The organism is Streptococcus sp. 27098_8_73, assembly GCF_041432495.1.
Lineage (GTDB): Bacteria > Bacillota > Bacilli > Lactobacillales > Streptococcaceae > Streptococcus.
The window spans coordinates 18145-41780 of sequence record NZ_JAPVZT010000006.1; the positions used below are offsets into that span (position 1 = coordinate 18145).

Genomic DNA, 23636 nt, shown 5'->3' on the forward strand with positions numbered 1-23636 from the left:
AATATTCAGAAATCTTTTTGTAATATTATTGTAACACTTGCAATAAAACATGTCAACTAGATAAATGGAATTTTTCAAAAAATTTTGAAGCAAATAGCATCTAGAACTTAGGTCTCCTCTCTTCCTCAGCAGATATGTCGCTACTTTTATATTCGTAATAAAAATAAAAAAAGCAGAACATTTTTGTCCTGCAAGTAAACTATATCATCAATTTCCTTTTAATCCGATTTTTCTGTCTTCAGTTTATAAACTTTTCTTGGTTTCTTCTTAGGCACGCGCTTAACGCCAGCCTCCTCCAAGTATTCTCCAAATTTAACTAGAAAATTATTGCTGACGATGGGGCGTCTAGGCGTGATGAGATTGACCAACTCGGTTCCTTCATAGACGGTAAAGGGCGATTCCAGCAAATGGAGAAAAGTTGGATTCCAGTCCAGTCGCCCCTGAATGCGCTTGATAGACTCCAGCAGGATTTGGTAGTGGTCAAAGGCAAAGTCCTCTGCTGTCAGGACCCGCTCACCGTCTCTAAAACTCCTTGTCTTAAAGTCTACATCAAGAAAGGTGACTTCCTTGGCATCATCTCCAGCTTGTACTTGATCTACTGCTATGGCCGGCAGATAGACCAGATGGGCAATAGTGATGACCCAACCTCGCGGATCACGCCCAGGAGTAGATACCGTCATCAGCTGCTCCACCTTTTCCAGCGGTATCTCCAGCCCCACCTCTTCCTTGACTTCCCGAATGCAGGCCTGATAGGCATCCTCATGCTTGTCTACAAAACCTCCTACCAAAGCATATTTATTTTGATAAGGGTGAGCCTTACGCTTGATGACCAAGAGTTTTATCTGACCTTCTACGAAGCAGTAGGCCACCATATCTGCTGTTACGCTGGGCGTCTCGTACTTTGGCAAATCCTGTGTCTTGTACCATGCCAAAAAGGCGGACTCATCCGCCATGGTTTCGTAGTACTCTTTTTCCGACATTCCCGCTGGGATATCCTGTTTGGTCATGAGTTTCTTCCTTTCCTAAGCTATTTTTTCTATCAAAAAATCTCAAATCTTAGTCTAAGCTTTCTTCACCGCCTTGGTCCACTGATACCATCCGACGATACTATTGAGAGTATAGACCCAGTACATAGCCTGTATGTGAAGGTTGCTACCCCACCAGAGATAGATACTGAAGAGATTGGTCGCAATCCAGAAGATCCACTGCTCGCGGTAGAGACCAGTCATGAGAAGCTGACCGATACCATTGGTCGCATCTGTCACGCTATCACGGAAAGGCCGGTGACTGTGAATACTCTTATAGGCAAAGCCCATACCAATCCAAATCAGAGCAGTCAAGGCCAAATATTTAAGCCAACCACGCCAGTCTAACTTCTTAGCTTCAAAATGAGAGGGTTCTTCCTTATCTTGTTCATTGACTCGGTTGGACAACCAAGTGTAAAGACCGATCGGCTGCATAATAAAGAAGTAAACCGTAGTCAGCACTTCTCCATAAAAGCTAGCCTGAAAGGACAAGATGAGGTAAATCGCCGAATTAACAGCTCCAAAGAGGTAATTGCTAGCCCGCCCCTCAGCTACTAAGATGACGCAGACGATGCCCGTCCAAGAAGCAAAGAGTCCCAACCAATCATGTTGCTTCTGCCCACTGGTAAACTCCAGAATGAAGGGCAGACTGGAAAGAGCAATTAAGTAGAGCCATTGAGACAAGCTACGCCCGCCAAATAAATCCTGCCAGAGCAATTTGGCAATACCGCTAAAGCCCTGTTCTTTTGCTGCTGCACAGACATTCTGGAAATTCCGAGCAAAGGTTTGGGATTTTTGTTTTAGTCCTGCGGAGAGAGCTGCAGGAGAGAGTTTTTGATTTTTTACTACCATTCTATTTTACCACTTTCTTTTTTAATCTGCTTGATAAATCTTGTTAATCGCTTCTTTGGCCGCCTGATAATTGTCCAAATAACTGCCAGCCAGATAGACCGTCGGAATATGAGCCAAAGACTGCTCTCTCAGCTTTTTCAGATAGCTTGAAAAATCACTGCGGATAGCCTCGTCTGCCATACTCATATCGCGAAAGCCATCGTTGACATAGGCTCCGATCGGCTCAGCAAAGAGAATCAAATCCCATTTTTCCTTAGACAAAATGCTAGCAAAGAGATTGTCAAAGGTCTCTGTCTCCTCGTTTCGAACGGGACTTTCTTTCAGATAATAATCATAGTAAGCCTTGGTTACCAACGAATTTGTATCAGCCACGACCAGACCACGGTTGGCGCTGCTGTCAATTAAGCGGGAAGTCTGAGCATATTGTCCCAGGAGCAAATAATAGTAGTCCTTAGGTGTCAGCTCATCGTCTCGCACGTTATTTTGAATCTGGTATTCTCGAGCATATTCCAGACTAACCGGAGCATCATAAAAGCGAGCCAAATCCTTGGCCAAGGTTGTTTTACCATTGCTGGCGCTACCCATAATCAGCACTTTCTTGGTAAAGTGACGGCGGAAAGGTTGGGCGATATATTTCCAATAAAGGCTAGGATTTTCCCGAATCATCGTAGCTGAAATCCCAAACTGCCGCTCCTCAAAAGAAGTTTTGAAGCCACGCTTTTCTAACTCTTCTTGATAGTCTGCCTCACCAACAAAGAAAATCAGTTCCTCGCCTTCTGCATCATAGTCCACCAAGTCCAATAAAGCGGGCAACCACTGATCCCAACCCAGAGGATAGCGAGGGAAAGAAGTTTCGTCTAGTTTATAAACCTGAGTCAGTTCATCATCTGCGAAAGTCTCCCGCGTATAGCGGAAGCGCTTCTGCAGAGACAGACCTACTTCCTCTCCACGGTCTCCCTGATAACCAGAAACCACCACGCGCACCTTGTCGTAAGAACGCTTCGCCTTCTGAATCAAATCGATATGCCCCTGATGCAAGGGAGCAAAGGTTCCAAAGACGATTGCAATTTGTTTTTTCATAATTTCACCTTTTTATTGTTTTTTATAATTTATTCTTTCTATGATTTTATTATAAACTATATTTTTCTTTTGTCAATAGTTTTTTATAAAAATTTATAAAAATATTTTTCAGACACTTTAAAACTGCATTAAGCGCAAAAAAAGAACCTAATGTCTTAAGCATCAGATTCTTTTTCTACAAGATTTATTGCTGATAGACTTCTTGGTAGAATTCTAGCTTGTCACCATCCTTGACAGTGATTTGATTGGCTGCCTTAGGAGCCATTTCTCCGTTGACCTTGAACATCCAGTAGAGACCTTTCGCTTCATCCTGAGCATGACCGTCAATTGAAGTGATAAAACCATCTTTTTCTTCGACCTTATAGGCCTTCTTCAATGCGTCCATAGCTGTTTTTCCTTCTGCAACAGCCACAGTTTTCTCGCTCTTCTCCTGACCTTCTGGTGCAATACTGATACTGATTTCCAGTTCCTTTTTGACGGAAGAAGCAGCCGAACTAGAGCTGGTATCGTTTTTTGTTTGATTATTGCTACAGCCCACTAAAAAGAGAGCAAAGGTAAGCGTAAATAAACTAAAGATTTTTTTCATGATAAAGTCTCCTTAAAATAAAATACAAAATAGGATAGAAGAGCATCGTGGACCAGGCGTGGGCTAGATTGAAGCCTGCTCCCGCTGCCACATAAGTCCACCAAGGCATTTGATAAAGCAAGGCTGTGATACCATCAATCACAAGACCATAGCTAAAGGCTAAAAGCAAGGCCAACATACTCTGGCCAATCAAGCCTAGTCGCCGATACAGCAGATACCATAGACAAATGACCACCGCAAAGGATAAGATCTGGAAAAGAACCCATGGTCCCATTCCAAAGAGAAATGAAGATACAAAGATACTGATAGACATGACTAGAAGAGAGCCCTTCAAGTCCTCAAAATCCACCAAGAGAAAATACAGCGCTGTAATCGGCTTGATATTGGGCAGACCAGCAAAAGCATAGCGAAGCACGACGCAGACAGCCGCCAGAAGAGCTATTCGAGCAAGATAACGAAGAGACACAGTTTCTGCCTTTCTAAACGATATTCTTCAGTAGGATAACACGGTTCTGATTAGCCTAGCAAGAATGCTAAGTAAATCAGCTTTTTATGTATCCTGTCGAATCATCTCCGTTAGTCCTTGATCTCGGTAAAGCAGATCATTTCTAACTGAAAATCCCAGCTCCTGCCAAAAATGGTTGCCCAGTTCATTTCTTTCAAAAACGACCAGCGATACTTTATGGATACCAAGTCTTTTCACTGCTGACAAGGCCTGTTCGACCAGAGCTCTGCCTACTCCTTTTCTACGAAAATATGGATGGACAGCTGTATGATAAATGTACGCTCTACGTCCATCTGTGCCAACTAGAATAGCACCTATAAAGCTCTCCCCTTCCAAGGCAACCAGACAGGTCTCAGGATTGCGCTTCAAAAAACGGGCAATCCCTTCTTCAGAGTCATCTAAGTTATTGAGCCCCATACCAGCGCAAGAGAGCCACAGCTGGTAAACAGAGGCATAATCCTTTTCTGTCATCACACGAATTTCCATTGCACACATCCTCCCTAAGTCATTTCAAATTTGAGTTGACCGTTTTTGACGCCAACTTTAAGCGTTTGACCAGCTGCTAAATCTCCCGTCAGGAGCAACTCAGACAGCTTGTCCTCCACCTGCGTCTGCAGGGTACGGCGCAGCGGCCGCGCTCCCATTTCTGGATCGTAACCTTCCTGAGCCAGCAATTTCAGGGCACTAGCTTGGAATTTAAGCACGATGCCTTGCTCTGCCAGACTCTTAATCAACGGTTGCACCATAATCTTGACCACTTCCTGCATATCCTCAGCAGACAGACTGTGGAAGACCACCTTTTCGTCAATCCGGTTGATAAATTCAGGCCTGTAGGTCTTTTTCAACTCTTCCAGAATGCGTTTTTCCATATTGGTCTGATCAAAGCGGATATCACGCGCCCCAAAACCAACCGTCTTATCATCCCGCAGGGCTGTTGCCCCCAGATTGCTGGTCATGATAATGATGGTATTGGAGAAGTCCACCTTGCGGCCCTTGCTATCGGTCAACTGGCCGTCATCCAAGACCTGCAAGAGGACATTGAAAATATCTGGATGAGCCTTTTCTACCTCGTCAAAGAGAAGAACTGAATATGGACGGTTGCGAACCTTTTCCGTCAATTCGCCGCCTTCCTCGTAGCCTACATAGCCCGGAGGCGCCCCGTTGAGACGACTCGCTGCGAATTTCTCCATATATTCACTCATGTCGAAGCGAATCAGGGCTGATTCATCATCAAAGAGAACTTCTGCCAAGGTCTTAGCCAACTCTGTCTTCCCGACACCCGTTGGCCCTAGGAACATAAAGGAACCAATTGGGCGTTTACCAGTGCGAATGCCCGATTGATTGCGACGAATAGCTCGGCTGACAGCCGAAACTGCTGCATCCTGTCCGATAACCCGCTTGTGTAGTTCTTTTTCCAAGTTGAGATATTTTTTGGCATCTGTCTGAGTTAATTTCTGCACAGGAATACCTGACAAGCGACTGAGAGTCTCTAAGATATCCCCTGCTTCCACCTTCAGCTTGTAAACAGTTGACTCCTGCTCTTTTGCCAGTAGCTGGCCGACTTTTTTAAATTTTCCAGCCATCAAAGCCTGATCCACAGGCGTCAAATCCGACTGTTTATAATTCTGCGGTCCTTTATTCTGCACAGTTGCACTGGCTTCATCCAAAAGGTCAATGGCAGAGTCTGGCAAATGCTTGCTGGTCAGGTAGCGATGAGCATACTTGACCGCTGTTTCAATGGCCTGATCACTAATCTGCACCTTGTGGTGATCCTCATAGCTCTTTCTCAAACCCTGCAAAATAGCAATGCTATCGGCCACAGTAGGCTCTTCAATAGTGACCTTGGCAAAACGCCGAGACAGAGCAGCATCTTTTTCGATATGTTTCTGATACTCTTCCTGCGTCGTAGCACCAACTGTTCGCAAGGTTCCCCGAGCCAGAGCCGGTTTCAGGATATTGGCCGCATCCAAGGTCGAATCAATCCCGCTGCCAGAGCCCATGATGGTATGCAGCTCATCGATAAAGAGGATGACATGGCCGTCTTCTTCGATATCATTGATGATATTGTTCATCCGCTCTTCAAAGTCTCCGCGGAAACGAGTCCCAGCGACAACATTCATCAAATCTAATTCCAAGACGCGCATCTTGGCAAGTTCTGCTGGAACCTGACCAGCTGCCACGCGTTGAGCCAAGCCCAGTGCCAAAGCAGTTTTACCAACCCCCGCATCACCAACTAGTACTGGATTATTCTTTGTCTTGCGGCTGAGGATCTGAATCATCCGAGAAATTTCCTCATCCCGCCCGATAACTGGTTCCAGACGACCAGTCCGAGCCAGTTCTGTCAAATCCCAAGTATAGTCTTCCAGGCCACCGCTAGTTGAAGGAGGCATGCCCATCATATTCGCCATGGTTTGTTTAGCAGAGGCCGTATTTTTATTTAGCGAGCGAATCGATTTGATTTCCTCTCTGCCCCAGCCAGCACGCTGCTCTAAAACCTTTCGCAAATCACTGAATCGAGGGGCTGAACTCTTATCATCATAGCCGAAACCTGCAGCTTCTAACACACGAGCTGCCAAGGTCCCACGGTCAAATAGCATGGCTAGGAGCAGGTGCTCTGTTCCTAGGCTTTTAGCGTGGACGGCTTCCGCAATCTGCCCTGCTTGAGTAAAGAGCTCCTCCAAACGGTGAGAGAAAGGCAATAAGTCAAAACCGCCCTTTTTTTGGTACTCTTTTCCAGTAATGTCAAAGGCCGCTTCTTCCAGTTTATCCACTTCAATAGGGAATTCATTTAGAGCCGATCCTGCCACGCTGTAGGGATTATTAGCCAGAGCCATCAGCACCTGCCACGATTCTAAATAATCGGTAGCAAAATGACCGGCTAAAAGTTGAGCCGCTTCCAAGCTTTCTACTAAAGCTTTTGAATAATTCATATTCTTAATTTCCTTTTCTATCTAGTTGCTGCAAAATTTTCCGTAACATTCTGGCTCGAATCCTCGGAGCCTCTGTCCCTAAGACAGCATCGCTGGCACTCGCTAGGAGGAGTTTCCCCTCACGCTGGCTGATAATTTTTTCATCAAAGAGCAGCTGCAAGATATCTGAAAAAACTGGCTGGCTGAGCGACTCACCGACATTGGCCAACAAATCAGACAGCATCTGGTGCCGATCGGAAAATTCAATCTTACCAATCCTGATATAGCCACCGCCACCGCGCTTGCTTTCGACGATATAGCCCCGACTCTCCGTAAAGCGTGTCTTAATCACATAATTGATCTGACTCGGAACCACCTGAAAAACATCGGCTAACTCACTGCGCTTCAGCTCGACCATGCCCGCCTGCGCCAAAATTCTTTTGATATATTCTTCTATACTATCCGAGGTATTTTTGATGCCCATGATATACCTTTCTATCTGTTATATCTAAAAATAAGCATTCAAGTCTTCTCTAACATTGACTATCTTTGACTATTATACCGAAAAAATCTATTTTTTGAAAGAAAAAGAAGTACCAGAAAGCTTGAAAATATCTGATAATTCAGAGTAATGAAAAAGATTGCTGGACTGGATAAAAAAAGAGTGTAAACGCTTGCTTTTTACTTTTAAAGACTTATAATAAAGGTGTGAAAGTGTGGTGTTTACACCATCAACCGTATCCAAATAATCATCAAAAGGAGGTTTTCCAATGAAAATAAATTGGCTCAACTATACCCATCATGTACTTAGCTGCCTGTTTATCACTCTGAGTATCTTGACTATTTTTTCCGCCGAGTATGTCGTTTTCCCAACGAGCCTTCTTCTAGGCTGTCTCCTCATTCCTCTACTCTTTGAACAGCACTTATTCAGTCGCCGAATGACTTGGATCCTCAGCGTTTTCTTTGCCATTCTTGCCTTTGCCCTTCTCTTTATCATCAAAACCAATCATATCTCCCTTAGCTATCCAGCAACAACCCTTCTTCTTTTTGTACTAGCAAGCCTGAGTTTTTCAAACTCCTTTATCCTTCACAAAAATAAAGAACAAAAGGCCGCTAGATAAAACAGCACAATAAAAAGTGTGGAAGCAACATGAGCTCAGAAGAGCCATGAATTCCACACTTTTCTTATTTTATAAGGAGCTGGATGGTCGCCAAAAATTCTTAAATGGTTCATCCACGCTGCCAGCCTAAACTAGACTTTCAGAAAATTTTCTCCTCTTTATTTTCCTACTTTCATTTTCTTTTTAATTATATTATAATAGTTGGCAAACACATTTTCTAGTCTAATTATTTTAAAAAATGATAGTATTCTACGAAGGAGGGCGACATGATGGATTTGGGTCAATTGCACAAAACTACTGAATATAAGAATCAAGGGACCCCCTATTCTCTGACGCGGACCATTACGGAAAACGGCCAGCCTGACATCCTCTTCCACTGGCACACCGATGTTGAAATCATTTACGTCCACGAAGGAAGTGCCCAATTTCATATCGACGATCATTATTTTAACAGCCACAAAGGCGATATTGTCCTGATTCGTCCCAATGCCCTCCACTCCATTCATCCGATTGAGCAGCAGCGCCACTACATGGATGCCATTAACTTTCACTTGGACTTGATGGGCTATTCGGCCATGGATCATGCTAGTATCCACTACTTACAGCCTCTCTATAATGGTCAATTGGACTTTGTCCACGTCATCAAGCCGACTGATCAAGCCTATGAGGAAATTCGTCAATGCCTGCTGGCTACTATGGAAACCGGTTATTGCCAAAAGAAATACTATGAATTTCAGCTCAAGGCCCAGCTCAATCAGCTCTTCTACTTGCTCTTTGAAAACGGCTATATCGTCTCCAAGGAGCTATCTGCCGAGGGCTACCGCAAGGAAGAGAAAATTCGGTCTATCATCGACTATATCAATGAGCATTATCAGGAAGAACTCTCTATTGATCAGCTGTCTGGTATTTGCGGCTACAGTCCTACGCACTTCATGAATTTCTTCAAAAAACATCTGGGCGTTTCTTGCATCGAATATCTGATTCAATTTCGCCTGCGCAAGGCTGCCGAGCTCCTCCAGCACTCCACTCTGTCAGTTCTGGAAATCTCAAGCCAGTCTGGTTTTAATAACCTTTCTAATTTCAACCGACAATTTAAGAAATACTATCAAATGACACCCAGTCAATATCGAAGGAAATAGGGAAATCTCCAGTCAACTGATTGGAGGTTTTTTTATCTGAACATGATTAATAAAAAAAACGAACAGACTAAATATCTGTTCGTTTTACGGGATTTTGAAAGTTATAGGTAGTTATTCTGCTGATTTTTCACGGATCACCAAGGTTCCATCTTCCATATCTGCAGTCAAGTGCTTAGCATCTAGATTATCCAAGTGGAAGTCAGTCACCTTGTCACGAATTTGTTGCTCGATAACGCGGCGAAGCGGACGAACACCCATGACTTGGTCATAACCAGCATCGCGCAGGAATTCCTTAGCCGCATCAGATACTGCCAGATCAATTTCCTTCTTGCTCAAGGTTTGATTTACTTCAACCAGCATGAGATTCACAATTTCCATCAAATCTTCTTTCTTGAGATGAGAGAACTCGATAACCGCATTGAAACGATTGAGGAACTCTGGACGGAAATAATGTTTGAGTCGCTCCATCAGATCCGGCTTTTCTGCATCCTCTTCCAAGCCTGCTTCGTAGCCAAAGCCAGCATTGGAAGTCGCAATGATAACCGTGTTTTTGAAGTTAACAGTATTCCCTTGACCATCCGTCAAGCGACCGTCATCCAGAACTTGAAGAAGAAGGGTAATCACTTGTGGATCCGCCTTTTCAATCTCATCCAAGAGAATGATAGAGTAAGGATTGCGGCGCACGCGCTCGGTCAGGGTGTTGTTGTTGTCATCATAGCCGACATAACCAGCAGTCGTACCAATCAGCTTGGAAACCGCTGTGCGGTCACTGTATTCAGACATATCCAGACGGATGATAGCATCCTTGGTACCGAACATATCCAAAGCCAGTTGCTTAGCAAGCTCAGTCTTACCAACACCAGTTGGACCAACAAAGAGGAAGCTTCCGATTGGACGGTTGCCTTCATCAAAGCCTGCACGATTACGGCGGATGGCACGAGCCACAGCTTCTACAGCCTTGTCTTGGCCAATCACCTTGGCTTTAAGACGATCATTCATGCCCTTAAGGCGCTCAATATCGCTAGCGCCCATTTGAGATACCGGCACACCAGTCATTCGTTCAACAGACTCTGCCACATCATTGACTGTCGCCGTCACCTTCATATCCTCAGTGTGATTTTGGATCTTCTTTTCCAGCTCTTCAATGCGGGTCTTAGCATTCAAAGCTGCTTCATAGTCTTCTTTTTCAACAGCTACTTCCTGTTTGTCTTTCTGTTCAGCAATCTCATTTTCAACTGCATGAACATCAGTCACTGGATGCTGGGCTGCCAAGTGGGCAGCAGTCACGTCGACTAGGTCAATCGCCTTGTCTGGCAGGCTTCGTTGTGGAATATACTGAACAGAGTAATCCACAGCCGCTTTCAGCACTTCATCCGGCAGGATGACATTGTGGTGCTTTTCGTACAAGTCCCGAATGCCTCGAAGGATCTGATAGGTATCTTCGGCAGATGGTGCATTGACCTTAACTTCATTGAAACGACGAGCCAGAGCTGCATTTTTGAGAATGGTATTGCGGTACTCGTCTTGAGTAGTAGCCCCGATAACGGTCAACTCACCGCGAGAAAGCGCTGGTTTGAGAATATCTGCCAAGCCCTTAGAGCCACTATCTCCGCCAGTAGAGCCAGCCCCCAGAATTTGATGGATTTCGTCAAAGAAGAGGATGATGTTGCCGGCTTCCTTGACTTCATTGACCAAGTTTTGGATATTTTCTTCAAAGCTACCACGATATTGAGTACCAGCTTCCAGACCGGAAATATCGACAGAAATAATTTCTTTATTCTTGATGGCCGCTGGCACATCACCATTGACAATAGCCTGAGCCAATCCTTCTACGACAGCTGTCTTACCAACTCCGGCATCACCGACCAGAACTGGATTATTCTTAGTCCGGCGAGAAAGAATTTCAGCTGTTTCTTGGATTTCCTTATTGCGTCCAATGACTGGATCTAACTTACCATCACGCGCTTCTTGAGTCAAATTGCGACCTAGCTTAGCCAGAATGCCATCTTGCTTAGGCCCATGCGCTCCAGCTTGCACATCCTGTTCGCCAACTACTTGACCAGGGAGCTTGCCAGTAGCTCGGTACTGAGCAAACTCTTCCGGTGTGACCTCTCTACCATTGATCAAGTAGCGCCGGTGTTCGCTGTTGTAGCCGCCCATGCGCCCCATGAGTTGGTTGAAAAGGTCGTCCATACTGTTAAAATTGTTGTAATTGTTGTTCATCATTTTTCCTCACTTTTTATACGTTTTTATATCATTTTTTTCATTTACTAAAGTTTCAGATAAGAAATCTCTTTCTTACCTACTGTACATTTATGTTCATATCGGAGATCTTCTCCTATCTATTATTTTACATAACTTATTCTATTTCCAAAAATTAAGACTCCTTCAGTCTCTTACTTTATGGATGAGTTGGATCTATTTCAGAAGAATATAATGTTACATAATTTTTAATCCTCCCAAAAATAATCGCCTACTGGCTACATCCTCATCTTCTGAATAAATTCTGTGTAAACTTTTTGTTTACAGTTGTAATTATACATCCTTTTTACTCCCTTGTCAATAGGTTTTAACAAAAAAATTACATAATTTTTTAAAAGTCAAAAAACTTCCCCCACATAGAAATGTGAAGAAAGCTTCTCTATTTTGATACAAGTTAAATCATATACTCTACACTATAACTGGCATCCGACAGAATGCGGGACAGAAACTGTTTGGTCCGCTCCTCCTTGGGACTGGTGAAGAATTCCTGTGGAGGATTTTCTTCGATGATGTGACCTCCGTCCATAAAGATGACATGGTTGGCCACATCACGGGCAAAGCTCATCTCGTGGGTCACAACGACCATGGTCACTCCCTCCTGAGCCAGCTGCTTCATGACACTGAGCACTTCACCGACCAGTTCCGGATCTAGAGCCGAAGTTGGCTCATCCAGCAGGATGACATCTGGCTTGACAGCAATGGCGCGGGCAATCCCAATCCGCTGCTGCTGGCCGCCTGATAGTTGAGAAGGATAGTAGTCCTTGTAGGCTAAAAGGCCCACGCGCTTCAAGGCATCTTCCGCAATCTCAAGCGCTTCTTCTCTCGGTATCTTACGAGCGATCACTAAGCCCTCTAAGATATTTTCAAGGGCTGTTTTATTGGCAAAGAGATTATAATGTTGGAAGACAAAGGCCGTCTTTCTGCGTATTTCCAAAATCTCCTTTTTGCTAAGTTTGGCCAAATCATAGTCCTTACCAGCCAAAGTCAGCTGGCCGCCATCCGCCTTTTCTAAGTGATTCAGACAGCGCAGAAATGTTGTTTTCCCAGAGCCTGAGGGACCAAGAATTACCACAACGTCGCCTTGATTGACCCTGAGACTGACATCTGCCAGCACCTGGTGCTCTCCAAATCGTTTGGAGATATGTTTTACTTCTAACATAATCTTTCCTTCCTAAGCAAGAGCGTAGCGCTTTTCCAAGCTTCTAAACATCCACTGAATCAAGCCGCAGATAATGAGATAAATAACAAAAATCACTAAGTAAGACTCTGAATACTGGTAAGAATGAGAGGCTTCGACCTTAGCCAAAGCTGTAATATCCTTGACCGTCATGACAAATACCAGTGAGGTCCCCTTAACCAAATTGATAACCAGATTGGCGAGATTGGGCAGGGCAGAACGCAGAGCCTGAGGAAAAACAATTCTCCGATAAGCTTGAAAATTCGTTAAACCAATCGCTTGAGCCGCCTCCAACTGCCCTTTATCCACTGTCAAAATAGCAGAGCGCAAGATTTCCGATAAACTCCCTGTTGTCATCAAGCTATAGATGATGAAAGCATAGTAAAGCGGATTGAACTTAAAGACGTCTACCTGACTGCCTAGACTTTTGAAAAATTGATTCAGCAAGCTAGGAAATAGACTGTAGAAAAAGAGGATAAGTAAAATGGGCGGCGTCGCCCGAATGAAGGCCAGATAAACCACCGAAAAGGTTCGCACACCTCGAACTTTATAAATCTGACCTAGAGCTAAGAGAAGGGCTGGAATAAAGCTGAGCAGAATAGCCACTATCATGATAATCAGTGTGACCGGTATGCCCTTCAAAGTAACCAGAAAGGTATTTACAATATAATTCAAATCCATGCTTTACCTCTCCTTGACTGTCAGACTTTTTTCCAGAAGCTGGGAAGCCAGCGAGACCACTAGGGCAATCCCCCAGTAAATCAAGGCCACCGCTGTATAGGTTTCGAGGGAATAATTGCCCAGATTCCGGCTGATGAGATTTTGCCCCGCTCCCATAACATCCACTGCCCCAATCGTATAGGCCAGCGCAGCATCCCGCATGAGATTAAGAAAGGCGGTAGTCAAATTGGGCAGGGCAATACGAAAAGCTTGTGGCAGAATGATCCGCAGAAAAGTCTGCACTGGTGTCAAGCCAATACTGAGACCTGCCTCGGTCTGTCCCTTGGGAACAGCAAGATAAGCTGCCTTGAAGACTTCTGCAATCATGGCCGCAAAGAGCAGAATCATGGTAATGATGACAAATACGGTCCGTGACCAATTGTTGATATCCAGTCCCAACCACCATTTTAAAAACTCTGGAATGCCATAGAAGACCAAGAAGAGCAAGACAATAGGCGGTGTACACCGAAGGATAAATATATATCCTCTAGCCAGACCAGCAAAAGTCGGCTCCTCCACAACCTGAGCCCAGGCCAACAGACCACCTAGCAAGGAGCCAATTAAAACCGTCACGAACATAATCCATAAAGTAGTCGGCAAGGCCTGTAACAAACCAGGCAGCAGGCCAAAAACACGGGACAAATCATAAGCGACCATACGGTCTCCTTTCTCCAGCTTTTAGTCTTTATCTACATAAGAAAAGACATCTTCACCAAAGTATTTTTCCGATAATTTAGAGAGTGTCCCATCTTTTTCTAGCTCTTTAATAGCCTTTTCATAGGCTTTGGCAAACTCTTCATTCTTTTTATCTTTATGAATGAGTGGATAGGTAGGGATACCCTTATAAGGGAACCAGCTCAACTGGTCCGCATACTGATGATAGGAACCTACCTTGTCTGTGACAGCTTTTTCAAAGGACAATTTGATATCAAAGAAGGCATCATAGCGACCTTCCAAGACCCAAGCATAGGCATCCGATATCTGAAAAGACTCTGCTGCGGTCAACTCAATTGGACTAGCATTGTGCTTTTTGTTGTACTCTTCAATCACTGTCCATTGAGCATTCTGTGGTGAAATCGGCACCAATTTCCCTTTTTCTTTGGCAAAATCATCAATATTTTTAAATTTATTTGCGTCTGCTTTTCGAATGGTGAAGCCGATGATACTAGCTCCGATAGGACTTTCTGGAATGATGAACTTCTTAGCCCGCTCTTCCGTGTACCAAGCTCCCTTGGTTCCGATATCATATTTCCCAGATTCCAAACCAATCAAAAGATCTTCGTCACTGGTGCCAGTATATTCGAACTGATAATCTGGCAATTTTTCATCAATGGCCTTGAGTACAGCCACTTCATAGCCATCTGACTTGCCTTTTTCGTCCAAAAAGTCGTAAGGAACGTAGTTTTGCGTATGAGCTACTTTTAAAGTCGTGACCTTGTCACTGCCTGATGTCGAACTACTCGCCTTGCTGGATGAAGCCCCCGTCAAGGTCCGTCCCAAATAAGTTGCGGCAACAATAGCAATCACAGCTACTCCACCGATAATCCATTTTTTCTTACTCATTCTTTCGTCTCCTTCTTATGCTAAACTTGCTGCTTGGCGAACCCACTCAATCCGCTCTGGATCAATATCGCTTGGGATGGTGCAGTCAGCCCCGATAATCAAAGCATCCTTACCAGCCTCTGCTATCAAGCGCTTAGTCTCATTTTGAATAGCTTCTTGGCTACCTGTGTAGAGCAAACCAGTCTTGCCATTTTCAAAACCACCGAGAACGGTCCGACCGCCGAATAATTTGCGACCTTCTGCCAAACTGATGCCTTCTGGCCCCACTGCCCAGTTAATAACTTGAGCTGGATAATCTGTGAAAAGATGAACGTCATTTCGCGCACCTTCGTAGCCACAAATATGCAGAATATTTACTCCGCCAGCTGCATTGGCTGCTTCCAGCACCGCTAATTCACTGGGAGCGATGAATGCCTTGTAGTCTTCGGCCGACACTCTCGCATCCTGAATGCTCTGAACGCTGAGGTAAATTCCATCTGCACCAGCTTCCTTGATAATGCGTTCTGTCAGAGCCGCAATATCTTGAGCAATCACATCCAGCACCCGCTTTGTCACTTCCGCATCTTCTGCTAGAAAATCTGCAATGATGTCATCTCCTCCAGCAACCTTGCCAACCAACCATTTAAAGTAGGTTACTGGCGCAAAAATATTGTAAATAGCAACCAAATCCTCTGTGAAGCCAGCCCTAATCTTTTGAACCAGCTCCACCTGCTCACTGATCCAAGGATGGTCAGCGCCTAGCGGCTCGATATCTTCCAACTCCTTGATAGATTGGACTTTTTTCAAGCGCTCATTCGGATAGGCAAAATAACCATCGCTCATCAGTTTGACAAAGTCTGGCTTGACTTCTGATAGAAATGCTTGATGGCCTGCCAGATTTTTCTCAATAATAGTCTGATTGCCAAAACCAGCCAGCCACTCATCCTCGCTGGTAAAATGATGCCAGAAACCAACTGGCACTCGGTCAACTTTTTCCCCCTTAAAGGCTTTTAAAACCAACTCTCTTTTAGACATATCTTGCTCCTTTTCAATTTGATTGCTATTATCATATCACTGAAAAGTGAGCTTTCCAAATATATATTTCCTATCAGCCCGATTAAAAATATTTATAAGAGTAAATTAAAAAAGCTAGCTCAAGCTAGCTTTACCAAGGTTTTTCAGCTTTCTATGAAAAACCTGTTTTTCTTACTATTTTTAGAAAGGCAAGATATATATTTTCTATAGACGAGATAAGTAATTTTTATCAAAAAACTGCTACTCCAATCTTACTTACTCTTAGCTGCAAAATACTCCCGCACGAGCGGTGCAACCTTGGTGCCAAAGAGTTCGATAGACTGGAGAACCCGCTCATGCGGAAGCGATCCCAACGGCAGATGTAGCATGAAGCGGTCCAAACCCAGCTCCTCTATCATCTTGATCAATTTCTGAGCGACCTTTTCAGGACTGCCGACAAACATGGCCCCCTCTGGTCCTACCTGATCTAGGTATTGCTCATAGGTCATCTCCCGCCAGTGAGGGCGGTCCTTGGATATAGCGTCCACTACCTGCTTGGTCGGATGGAAGTAAGTCCGGACCGCCTCCTCATTGTTCTCCATGACCCAGCCCCAAGAGTGGGCAGCGATCTTCAACTTTTCATCTGAGTGCCCACTTTCCTGCCCAATCCGGCGATACACATCCAGCAGGGGCTTGAAGCGCTTAGGCTGTCCACCGATAATGGCATACGCAATCGGTAGGGCTTTCTGGGCGACCTTAATGGTGGACTCGACATTGCCCCCTGTCGCTACCCAAACTGGCAATGTTTCTTGCACCGCCCGTGGGTAGACTTCCCGATTATCAATAGCTTGCGTCAGCTTGCCCTTCCAATTCAACCGCGTCTCGGCACTGGCATAGAGGAGCAGGTCCAGCTTTTCATCAAAAAGCTCTTCATAATCCTTCAAGTCATAGCCAAAGAGCGTAAAGGACTCGATAAAAGAGCCACGGCCAGCCATGACCTCTGCTCTGCCATTTGACAATGCATCAATCGTCGCATACTGCTGGTAGACTCGAATAGGATCCAAGCTCGACAGGACACTGACAGCACTGGTCAGGCAAATCTTCTCTGTCTTGACCGCACCAGCCGCCAGCACAATCTCCGGCGCAGAGACCGCAAAGTCCTCTCGGTGATGCTCTCCAATGCTCTCCAATGCCATACACGTCCAGTCCCACCTTGTCTGCCAGCTCAATCTCTGCTACCAGTTGCCGAATCCGTTCGTCATGAGTATAGGTCTGTCCTGTACCCTCCAGTGGCGTTGTCTCTCCAAAAGTAGAAATACCTAATTCCACCATGTTTTTGTCCTCCTGATATTTAAGATAAAAATACTTTATCACTAATTAGTGATATATGCAAAAATGATGCTCAACCTATTGTCCATCTGCATAGAATAACATGGTTTTATCATGATAGAAAGAGACTTCCAAAGAGCACCATCACCAAATACCATACCAAAAGCCCCAGAAAAATCTGAGGCTTGGTATTCTTATCGAGATTCATTAAGACGGTTATTCTACCGTTACAGATTTAGCGAGATTGCGTGGTTTATCCACATCCAATCCGCGATGCAAGGTCGCAAAATAAGCAATCAATTGAGTTGGCACCACCATAGAGATTGGTGACAGGTAAGGGTGAACTTGGCTCAGGACAATATCGTCTCCATCCTTAGCCACATTTTCCTCCGCAATGGTCAAAACTTTGGCTCCACGCGCCACAACTTCAGAAACATTTCCGCGAGTATGGCTCGCCAAGACTTCGTCTGAAAGCAGAGCTAGCACAGGTGTTCCCTCTTCAATCAGAGAAATAGTACCATGCTTGAGCTCTCCTGCCGCAAAGCCTTCACACTGAATGTAGGAAATTTCCTTAAGCTTAAGACTAGCTTCCATCGCCACATAATAATCCTGACCACGGCCGATATAAAAGGCGCTACGAGTTTCCGCCAACAAGTCACGAACCTTGCTTTCGATCAATTCTTTCTCAGAAAGGGTAGACTCGATAGACTGGGCTACGATAGACAGCTCATGAACCAAATCAAACTTCTTGGCTTTTTCATTGCCATTGGCATCACCAACCGCCTTGGCCAAGAAAGCTAGGGCAGCGATTTGTGCAGTGTAGGCTTTGGTTGAAGCCACAGCAATTTCTGGTCCAGCATGGAGAAGCAGGGTATGCTTGGCTTCACGAGACAAGGTTGAGCCTGGCACATTGGTCACTGTCAGGCTAGGAATGCCCAGTTCATTAGCCTTGACCAAGACTTGGCGGCTATCAGCTGTCTCACCAGATTGGCTAATAAAGATAAAAAGTGGTTTCTTGCTCAGAAGCGGCATAGCATAGCCCCATTCAGAAGAAATTCCCAGTTCAACTGGCGTATCTGTCAGCTCTTCCAGCATTCGTTTAGAAGCGTAACCCGCATGATAAGAAGTTCCAGCAGCAATGATATAAATGCGATCCGCTTCTTGGACTGTCTTGATGATAGCTGGATCAATCAGCATTTTATTATTTTCATCCGCATAAGTGCTGATCAGCTTACGCATCACGGTCGGCTGCTCGTCAATTTCCTTCAGCATGTAGTATGGATAAGTACCTTTGCCGATATCAGACAAGTCCAGTTCAGCAGTATAACTACCACGTTCAAGAACATTTCCTTCGTAGTCTTGCACTTCTACGCTATTAGCCGTCACGATAACCAGCTCTTTATCATGGATTTCCATGTATTCGCTGGTCTCACGAATCATAGCCATGGCATCGGAGCAGACCATGTTGTAGCCGTCACCCAAGCCAATCAAAAGCGGAGATTTGTTTTTGGCAACGTAGATCGTAGAAGGATCCTGAGCGTCTACCAAAGCAAAAGCGTAAGAACCTTCGATAATGTGAAGAGCCTTGCGGAAAGCTTCAAGAACAGAGAGTCCGTCTTCTTCCGCGAATTTCCCAATCAAATGAACTGTAATTTCTGTATCTGTCTGGCCTTTAAAATCATGACCAGCAAGATAGTTATTTTTGATATCCAGGTAATTTTCAATCACACCGTTGTGAACCAAAACAAAACGGCCTGTCTGAGAAGTGTGAGGATGGGCGTTATTCTCACTTGGTTTTCCGTGGGTTGCCCAGCGCGTATGTCCAATACCTGTTGAACCTGCCACATCCATGCCAATCTTAGCACGAAGATCTGCAATCCGACCAACAGACTTGACCAGACTGGATTTTTCTCCTGTTGTCACAAAAATTCCAGCCGAATCATAGCCTCGGTATTCTAACTTTTCAAGTCCTTGCATCAAAATATCTGTTGCATTGCGGTTTCCCACAACTCCGACGATTCCACACATAGATTTATTTCTAGCCTTTTACTGGCAAAAAGCTAGTTCCTCCTTTATTGAAAATTGGTATAGTCTTATTTATCTTTTTATCGAGAGACAAAGACATTATACACACCGATTTGACATTTGTCAACATAAAATTGGTATAGTTTCGAGGCAGGGAAATTTGTTTAAGAAACAAAAAAAGCCTCCCGACAGAAGACTTTTCATAGCAATCAGAAAAACCAGGCTCAATGCCCCTTGTGCTTTTCCAATCTTTTTTGCTGTTTGAGTTCGAATTTCCTTTGCTTAGCTAGTTCTTTTTATTGCTTGCGCTTGATGCGAGCGATTTGTTTTTGCTCTTCAAATTGCAGCTTCAGCGCTTCCTGAGACTTTGAAGACCGTGAAGCAAGCTGCTCTTTTTTAGCCTGTCTCTGCAGGCGTTTGGGATTGATGGACTTAATCTTTTCCTTCACCCTGATGCTGGGACTAAACTGCAACCGATGATAATAACGGTTTAGAAAATCCAACAATTCCTGCGTACTAGGCTCTGCACCAAAGGTGACTCGGCAAACTCTATAAGATTGAGCATGTTCCTGCTCGAAAAGACCGTGCCAAAATCCCTCTTCAAAATAAACTGTCAGCGTCATTGAAATCGTATCCATGACAGCACCTCCTTAAAAAAATCCCTAAGAATGGACAACCAAGGAGGAAGGTTACTGACAAAAAATGGATTTTTTGCGTCTGGACTACCAACCAGAACTGTGTTTTTATCTTAGTAGCTACAGTCTAGCAAGATTTTCTTAAAAATTCAAGAAGAGCTAAAATTTGTACTGATCGAAGACAAAGTAAGGATAACGAAAAACCTATAAAGTCAGAGAGCTAACTTGAGCTCAGACTAAAATTCTAGTGAAAATAAAAAAGCCCTCTGAGATCAGAGAGCTTTATTCTTGCTAGATAAAACGTTCATAGACTAGGCGACGAGACGAAGTCAACGAAGTATAGAAACGTTTTAAACGCAAGATTAGCGACGAAGTCCAAGAGAGTTGATCAACTCACGGTAACGGTTAACATCGTTTTTACGCAAGTATGCAAGCAAGTTACGACGGCGACCGATTTTCTTCATCAAACCACGGTAAGTAGCGTGGTCTTTTTTGTGTTGTTTGATGTGTTCGTTAAGGTGGTTGATTTCCCAAGTAAGGACAGCAACTTGAACCTCTACTGAACCTGTATCACCTTCGTGACGTGCATATTGTGCAATGATTTCATTTTTTTTCTCTTTTGAGATTGCCATGATAAGCTCCTTTTCTTTACGCTTCATCCGAGTGACAGGCTTGGCAATTCCTGCAACCAAGAAGAAGTTATTTGTCTTTAAGACATTCTTATTCTATCAGGAAGCCAAGTTTTTGTCAAATCTTCTACTTTTTCCGACAAAGTCAGCCAAATTTCATTAGCCAAAACGAGAATTTTCTACACATTTTCTCCAAAGTTCGATCTAGCCAGTCATTTTTGACTTTGGAGCGGGTTTAGCTTATACTGGGATTAAGATGACACGAGGAGAAGAGTTTATGAAATATCTTGAGTTTGGAGAAAGTAAACGAGAAATTTCCCAGATTATCATAGGGCTGATGCGAATTGCCCAAATGACACCCAAAGAGGTGGAAGAACTGGTCGAAACAGCCTTGTCAGTCGGAATTAATGCTTTTGACTTAGCCGATATCTACGGTGGAGGCAAGTGCGAAGAAATTCTGGGACAAGTGCTCAAAAATCGACCTGACCTACGGGATAAAATGTGGATCCAGTCCAAAGTGGGAATCCGCGTAGAAGAATTTACCTACTTTGACTTTTCCAAAGACTATATCCTAGAGGCAACAAACGGTATTTTACAGCGCTTAGGCGTGGACCATCTGGACTCTCTGCTCTTGCATCGACCAGATGCCCTGATGGAGCCCAGTGAAATCGCTGAAGCTTTCGATCTGCTCAAATCTCAAGGAAAAGTTCTTGATTTTGGAGTGTCCAACCAGAATCCTATGATAATGGAGCTACTCAAAAAAGAGGTCAAGCAGCCCTTGGTGGCAAATCAGCTCCAATTGAGCGCAGCTTTTTCACCTGCTTTTGAGTCCAGCTTCCACGTCAACATGGAGGGAACAGCCGCAAATATGCGTGACGGTAGTATTTTCGAATACTGCCGCCTCAACGATGTCGTGATTCAGGCTTGGTCTGTCCTCCAGCATGGCTATTTCGAAGGCGTTTTTGTCGGTTCGGATAAATACTCCAAGCTCAATGCCGTCTTAAACCGACTGGCCGATAAATACCAAATATCACCATCGGCAGTGGCTATTGCTTGGGTGCTACGCTATCCAGCCCACATGCAGGCGGTCATCGGCACGACCAAGGCTAGCCGCATCATCGAATCATCCAAGGCGACAGATATTGAACTGACTAGAAAAGAATGGTACGAAATCTATTGTGCCTCTGGAAAAGATCTTCCTTAAAAAATGAGCCTAAAATCCGATTAATTTTCTACCAAGATGCTAGCTGAAGAACTGTTTAAAAATCTGACCAAGGCATGTCCACTGTATAGCTTAAAGGGCAAATCACCTTGCGCAAGATTAACTAGCATATAAAATTCCTATTTTACGAAAGGAAAAAACAAATGAACCATTTCGACACAATCATCATCGGCGGAGGACCGGCCGGCATGATGGCTGCCATTTCCAGTTCTTTCTACGGACAGAAGACCCTGCTCCTTGAGAAAAATAAACGATTGGGCAAGAAACTAGCCGGAACGGGTGGTGGCCGCTGCAATGTGACCAATAACGGAAACCTAGATGACCTCATGGCCGGTATTCCGGGCAACGGACGCTTTCTTTACAGCGTTTTTTCCCAGTTTGATAATCATGATATCATCAACTTCTTTACAGAGAATGGTGTCAAACTCAAGGTTGAAGACCACGGACGTGTTTTCCCTGCGACAGACAAGTCCCGCACCATTATCGAAGCTTTGGAAAAGAAAATTGCAGAGCTGGGTGGCACTATCATCACCAATACTGAAATCGTCTCCGTCAAAAAAACTGAAGATCTTTTCACTATCAGAGCCAGCGACCAGACTTGGACCTGCCAGAAGTTGATTGTGACGACTGGCGGCAAGTCCTACCCTTCAACTGGCTCGACTGGTTTTGGCCATGATATTGCCCGACACTTTAAGCATACTGTGACCGAACTTGAGGCCGCTGAAAGTCCGCTTCTGACTGACTTTCCTCACAAAGCGCTTCAGGGGATTTCGCTGGACGATGTAACCCTCAGCTATGGCAAGCATATCATCACCCACGACCTGCTCTTTACCCACTTTGGCCTATCCGGTCCGGCAGCTCTGCGCTTGTCTAGCTTTGTCAAGGGCGGCGAGACCATCTATCTAGATGTCTTGCCTCAGATGAGTCAGCAGGATTTAGCGGACTTTTTAGAAGAAAACCGGGAAAAATCCTTGAAAAATGCTTTAAAAACCTTGCTTCCAGAACGCTTGGCAGAATTTTTTGTTCAAGGATATCCTGAAAAAGTCAAACAACTGACTGAAAAGGAACGGGAACAACTTCTACAGTCTATCAAAGCACTCGAAATCCCTGTGACTGGCAAAATGTCTCTTGCCAAGTCCTTTGTTACCAAAGGAGGCGTCAGCCTCAAGGAAATCAATCCTAAAACTTTGGAAAGTAAACTGGTTCCCGGCCTCCACTTTGCTGGAGAGGTCCTAGACATCAATGCCCACACGGGGGGCTTTAACATCACTTCTGCCCTCTGTACCGGCTGGGTGGCAGGCTCAAATCCAATAAATACCAAGTAAGAAAGGAAGTCCTTTGGAACATATTATTTTACTAAGAGGCGTTACTCCTAATGGAAAAAATGCTATCCCGAAAATGTCTTATTTGGTAGATATTTTGACAGAAGCTGGTTTTCAACACGTTCGAACCTATATTCAAAGTGGGAATATCATCCTTGAAAGCGACTTAGATCTAGAAGAAATACGAAAACGCGTTCATATTCTGATAAAGGAAAAAATTGGAGCCGACTTAAAAATAGTTATCAAGAATAAGAATGATTTTGAAAAGATTGTTCATGAGAATCCATTTAAAGAAGGCTATCTTCACGATCGTGTACATGTGATTCTTTATCAGGGATTTATCCAAAGTCTACCATTAGAAAAATTGAAAGCTGACTACGGTGAGGAAGAAATCTGTATAGGCGATCACTGTCTCTACCTCTATCTTCCTAGAACTGCAAAAAGAAAAAAGCTCAATACCAACTATCTTGAAAAATTGTTTGGCGTGGATCTGACCATGAGAAAGTTAAACGTAGTAGAAAAATTACTAACAAAATAGGAGA

21 protein-coding genes and 2 pseudogenes are annotated in these 23636 nt (G+C 44.3%); 5 read left to right on the top strand and 18 right to left on the bottom strand.

The genetic code is table 11. The annotated features are described in order from the left end of the window. Positions 1–218: 218 nt before the first annotated feature. The 8 genes from O3651_RS05355 to O3651_RS05390 all read right to left on the bottom strand — a co-directional run bounded on the left by O3651_RS05355 (position 219) and on the right by O3651_RS05390 (position 7441). Complete coding sequence (locus O3651_RS05355; protein ID WP_371609801.1) at positions 219–1007, bottom strand: NUDIX domain-containing protein; 789 nt, start codon at positions 1005–1007, stop codon at positions 219–221. 54 nt (positions 1008–1061) lie between these two features. Further along, complete coding sequence (gene pnuC, locus O3651_RS05360; RefSeq protein ID WP_371609802.1) at positions 1062–1877, bottom strand: nicotinamide riboside transporter PnuC; 816 nt, start codon at positions 1875–1877, stop codon at positions 1062–1064. A 21-nt stretch (positions 1878–1898) separates the two neighbouring features. Beyond that, positions 1899–2957, bottom strand: a complete 1059-nt coding sequence (locus O3651_RS05365; protein ID WP_371609803.1) for an AAA family ATPase — start codon at positions 2955–2957, stop codon at positions 1899–1901. A 184-nt stretch (positions 2958–3141) separates the two neighbouring features. Next, complete coding sequence (locus O3651_RS05370) at positions 3142–3543, bottom strand: DUF4430 domain-containing protein (protein ID WP_371609804.1); 402 nt, start codon at positions 3541–3543, stop codon at positions 3142–3144. Beyond that, positions 3527–4009 carry an ECF transporter S component gene (locus tag O3651_RS05375; protein ID WP_371609805.1) on the bottom strand — a complete coding sequence of 161 codons (483 nt, stop codon included), beginning with the start codon at positions 4007–4009 and terminating at the stop codon, positions 3527–3529. Before O3651_RS05375 ends, O3651_RS05370 begins: the two co-directional genes overlap by 17 nt. Before the next feature lie 84 nt (positions 4010–4093). Beyond that, the gene (locus tag O3651_RS05380) at positions 4094–4534 is read right to left on the bottom strand and encodes a GNAT family N-acetyltransferase (RefSeq protein WP_045497838.1); all 441 of its coding nucleotides are present in this window, start codon (positions 4532–4534) and stop codon (positions 4094–4096) included. A 14-nt stretch (positions 4535–4548) separates the two neighbouring features. Beyond that, positions 4549–6978 (bottom strand): ATP-dependent Clp protease ATP-binding subunit, encoded by a 2430-nt coding sequence (locus O3651_RS05385; protein WP_371609806.1) that lies wholly within the window; start codon positions 6976–6978, stop codon positions 4549–4551. Positions 6979–6982: 4 nt separating this feature from the next. After that, complete coding sequence (locus O3651_RS05390) at positions 6983–7441, bottom strand: CtsR family transcriptional regulator (protein WP_371609807.1); 459 nt, start codon at positions 7439–7441, stop codon at positions 6983–6985. A 286-nt stretch (positions 7442–7727) separates the two neighbouring features. Between O3651_RS05390 and O3651_RS05395 the strand changes: the two genes are divergently transcribed. Beyond that, positions 7728–8078 carry a hypothetical protein gene (locus O3651_RS05395; protein WP_371609808.1) on the top strand — a complete coding sequence of 117 codons (351 nt, stop codon included), beginning with the start codon at positions 7728–7730 and terminating at the stop codon, positions 8076–8078. 266 nt (positions 8079–8344) lie between these two features. Beyond that, positions 8345–9217, top strand: coding sequence for an AraC family transcriptional regulator (locus O3651_RS05400; RefSeq protein ID WP_111705339.1), 873 nt, complete (start codon positions 8345–8347; stop codon positions 9215–9217). A gap of 111 nt (positions 9218–9328) precedes the next feature. Here the strand turns inward: O3651_RS05400 and O3651_RS05405 are convergent, their stop codons facing one another. The 10 genes and pseudogenes from O3651_RS05405 to rpsO form a co-directional block, all read right to left on the bottom strand. Next, positions 9329–11440 carry an ATP-dependent Clp protease ATP-binding subunit gene (locus tag O3651_RS05405; RefSeq protein WP_371609885.1) on the bottom strand — a complete coding sequence of 704 codons (2112 nt, stop codon included), beginning with the start codon at positions 11438–11440 and terminating at the stop codon, positions 9329–9331. Between the two features lie 433 nt (positions 11441–11873). Next, the gene (locus tag O3651_RS05410; RefSeq protein ID WP_005591154.1) at positions 11874–12638 is read right to left on the bottom strand and encodes an amino acid ABC transporter ATP-binding protein; all 765 of its coding nucleotides are present in this window, start codon (positions 12636–12638) and stop codon (positions 11874–11876) included. Between the two features lie 12 nt (positions 12639–12650). Further along, on the bottom strand, positions 12651–13337 hold the full coding sequence (locus tag O3651_RS05415; protein ID WP_005591155.1) for an amino acid ABC transporter permease: 687 nt from the start codon (positions 13335–13337) through the stop codon (positions 12651–12653). A 3-nt stretch (positions 13338–13340) separates the two neighbouring features. After that, a complete protein-coding gene (locus tag O3651_RS05420; protein WP_005591156.1) occupies positions 13341–14033 on the bottom strand; it encodes an amino acid ABC transporter permease in 693 nt (230 codons plus the stop codon). A gap of 21 nt (positions 14034–14054) precedes the next feature. Then, positions 14055–14939: a transporter substrate-binding domain-containing protein gene (locus O3651_RS05425; RefSeq protein ID WP_005591157.1), complete on the bottom strand. Its 885-nt coding sequence runs from the start codon at positions 14937–14939 to the stop codon at positions 14055–14057. Between the two features lie 15 nt (positions 14940–14954). Next, a complete protein-coding gene (locus tag O3651_RS05430; RefSeq protein ID WP_005591158.1) occupies positions 14955–15953 on the bottom strand; it encodes a uroporphyrinogen decarboxylase family protein in 999 nt (332 codons plus the stop codon). 251 nt (positions 15954–16204) lie between these two features. Continuing rightward, positions 16205–17264: pseudogene (locus tag O3651_RS05435) on the bottom strand (LLM class flavin-dependent oxidoreductase). A 213-nt stretch (positions 17265–17477) separates the two neighbouring features. After that, the gene (glmS, locus tag O3651_RS05440; RefSeq protein WP_371609809.1) at positions 17478–19289 is read right to left on the bottom strand and encodes a glutamine--fructose-6-phosphate transaminase (isomerizing); all 1812 of its coding nucleotides are present in this window, start codon (positions 19287–19289) and stop codon (positions 17478–17480) included. Positions 19290–19510: 221 nt separating this feature from the next. Continuing rightward, positions 19511–19924: pseudogene (locus tag O3651_RS05445) on the bottom strand (YjdF family protein). A gap of 359 nt (positions 19925–20283) precedes the next feature. Beyond that, positions 20284–20553, bottom strand: coding sequence for a 30S ribosomal protein S15 (gene rpsO / locus O3651_RS05450; RefSeq protein ID WP_001018251.1), 270 nt, complete (start codon positions 20551–20553; stop codon positions 20284–20286). 274 nt (positions 20554–20827) lie between these two features. Here rpsO and O3651_RS05455 point away from each other — a divergent pair, with 274 nt between their 5' ends. The 3 genes from O3651_RS05455 (at position 20828) to O3651_RS05465 (ending at position 23632) form a co-directional block, all read left to right on the top strand. Further along, a complete protein-coding gene (locus O3651_RS05455; protein WP_371609810.1) occupies positions 20828–21754 on the top strand; it encodes an aldo/keto reductase family oxidoreductase in 927 nt (308 codons plus the stop codon). 161 nt (positions 21755–21915) lie between these two features. After that, on the top strand, positions 21916–23097 hold the full coding sequence (locus tag O3651_RS05460; protein ID WP_371609811.1) for an NAD(P)/FAD-dependent oxidoreductase: 1182 nt from the start codon (positions 21916–21918) through the stop codon (positions 23095–23097). Positions 23098–23110: 13 nt separating this feature from the next. Then, positions 23111–23632 carry a DUF1697 domain-containing protein gene (locus tag O3651_RS05465; RefSeq protein ID WP_371609812.1) on the top strand — a complete coding sequence of 174 codons (522 nt, stop codon included), beginning with the start codon at positions 23111–23113 and terminating at the stop codon, positions 23630–23632. Positions 23633–23636 lie beyond the last annotated feature (4 nt).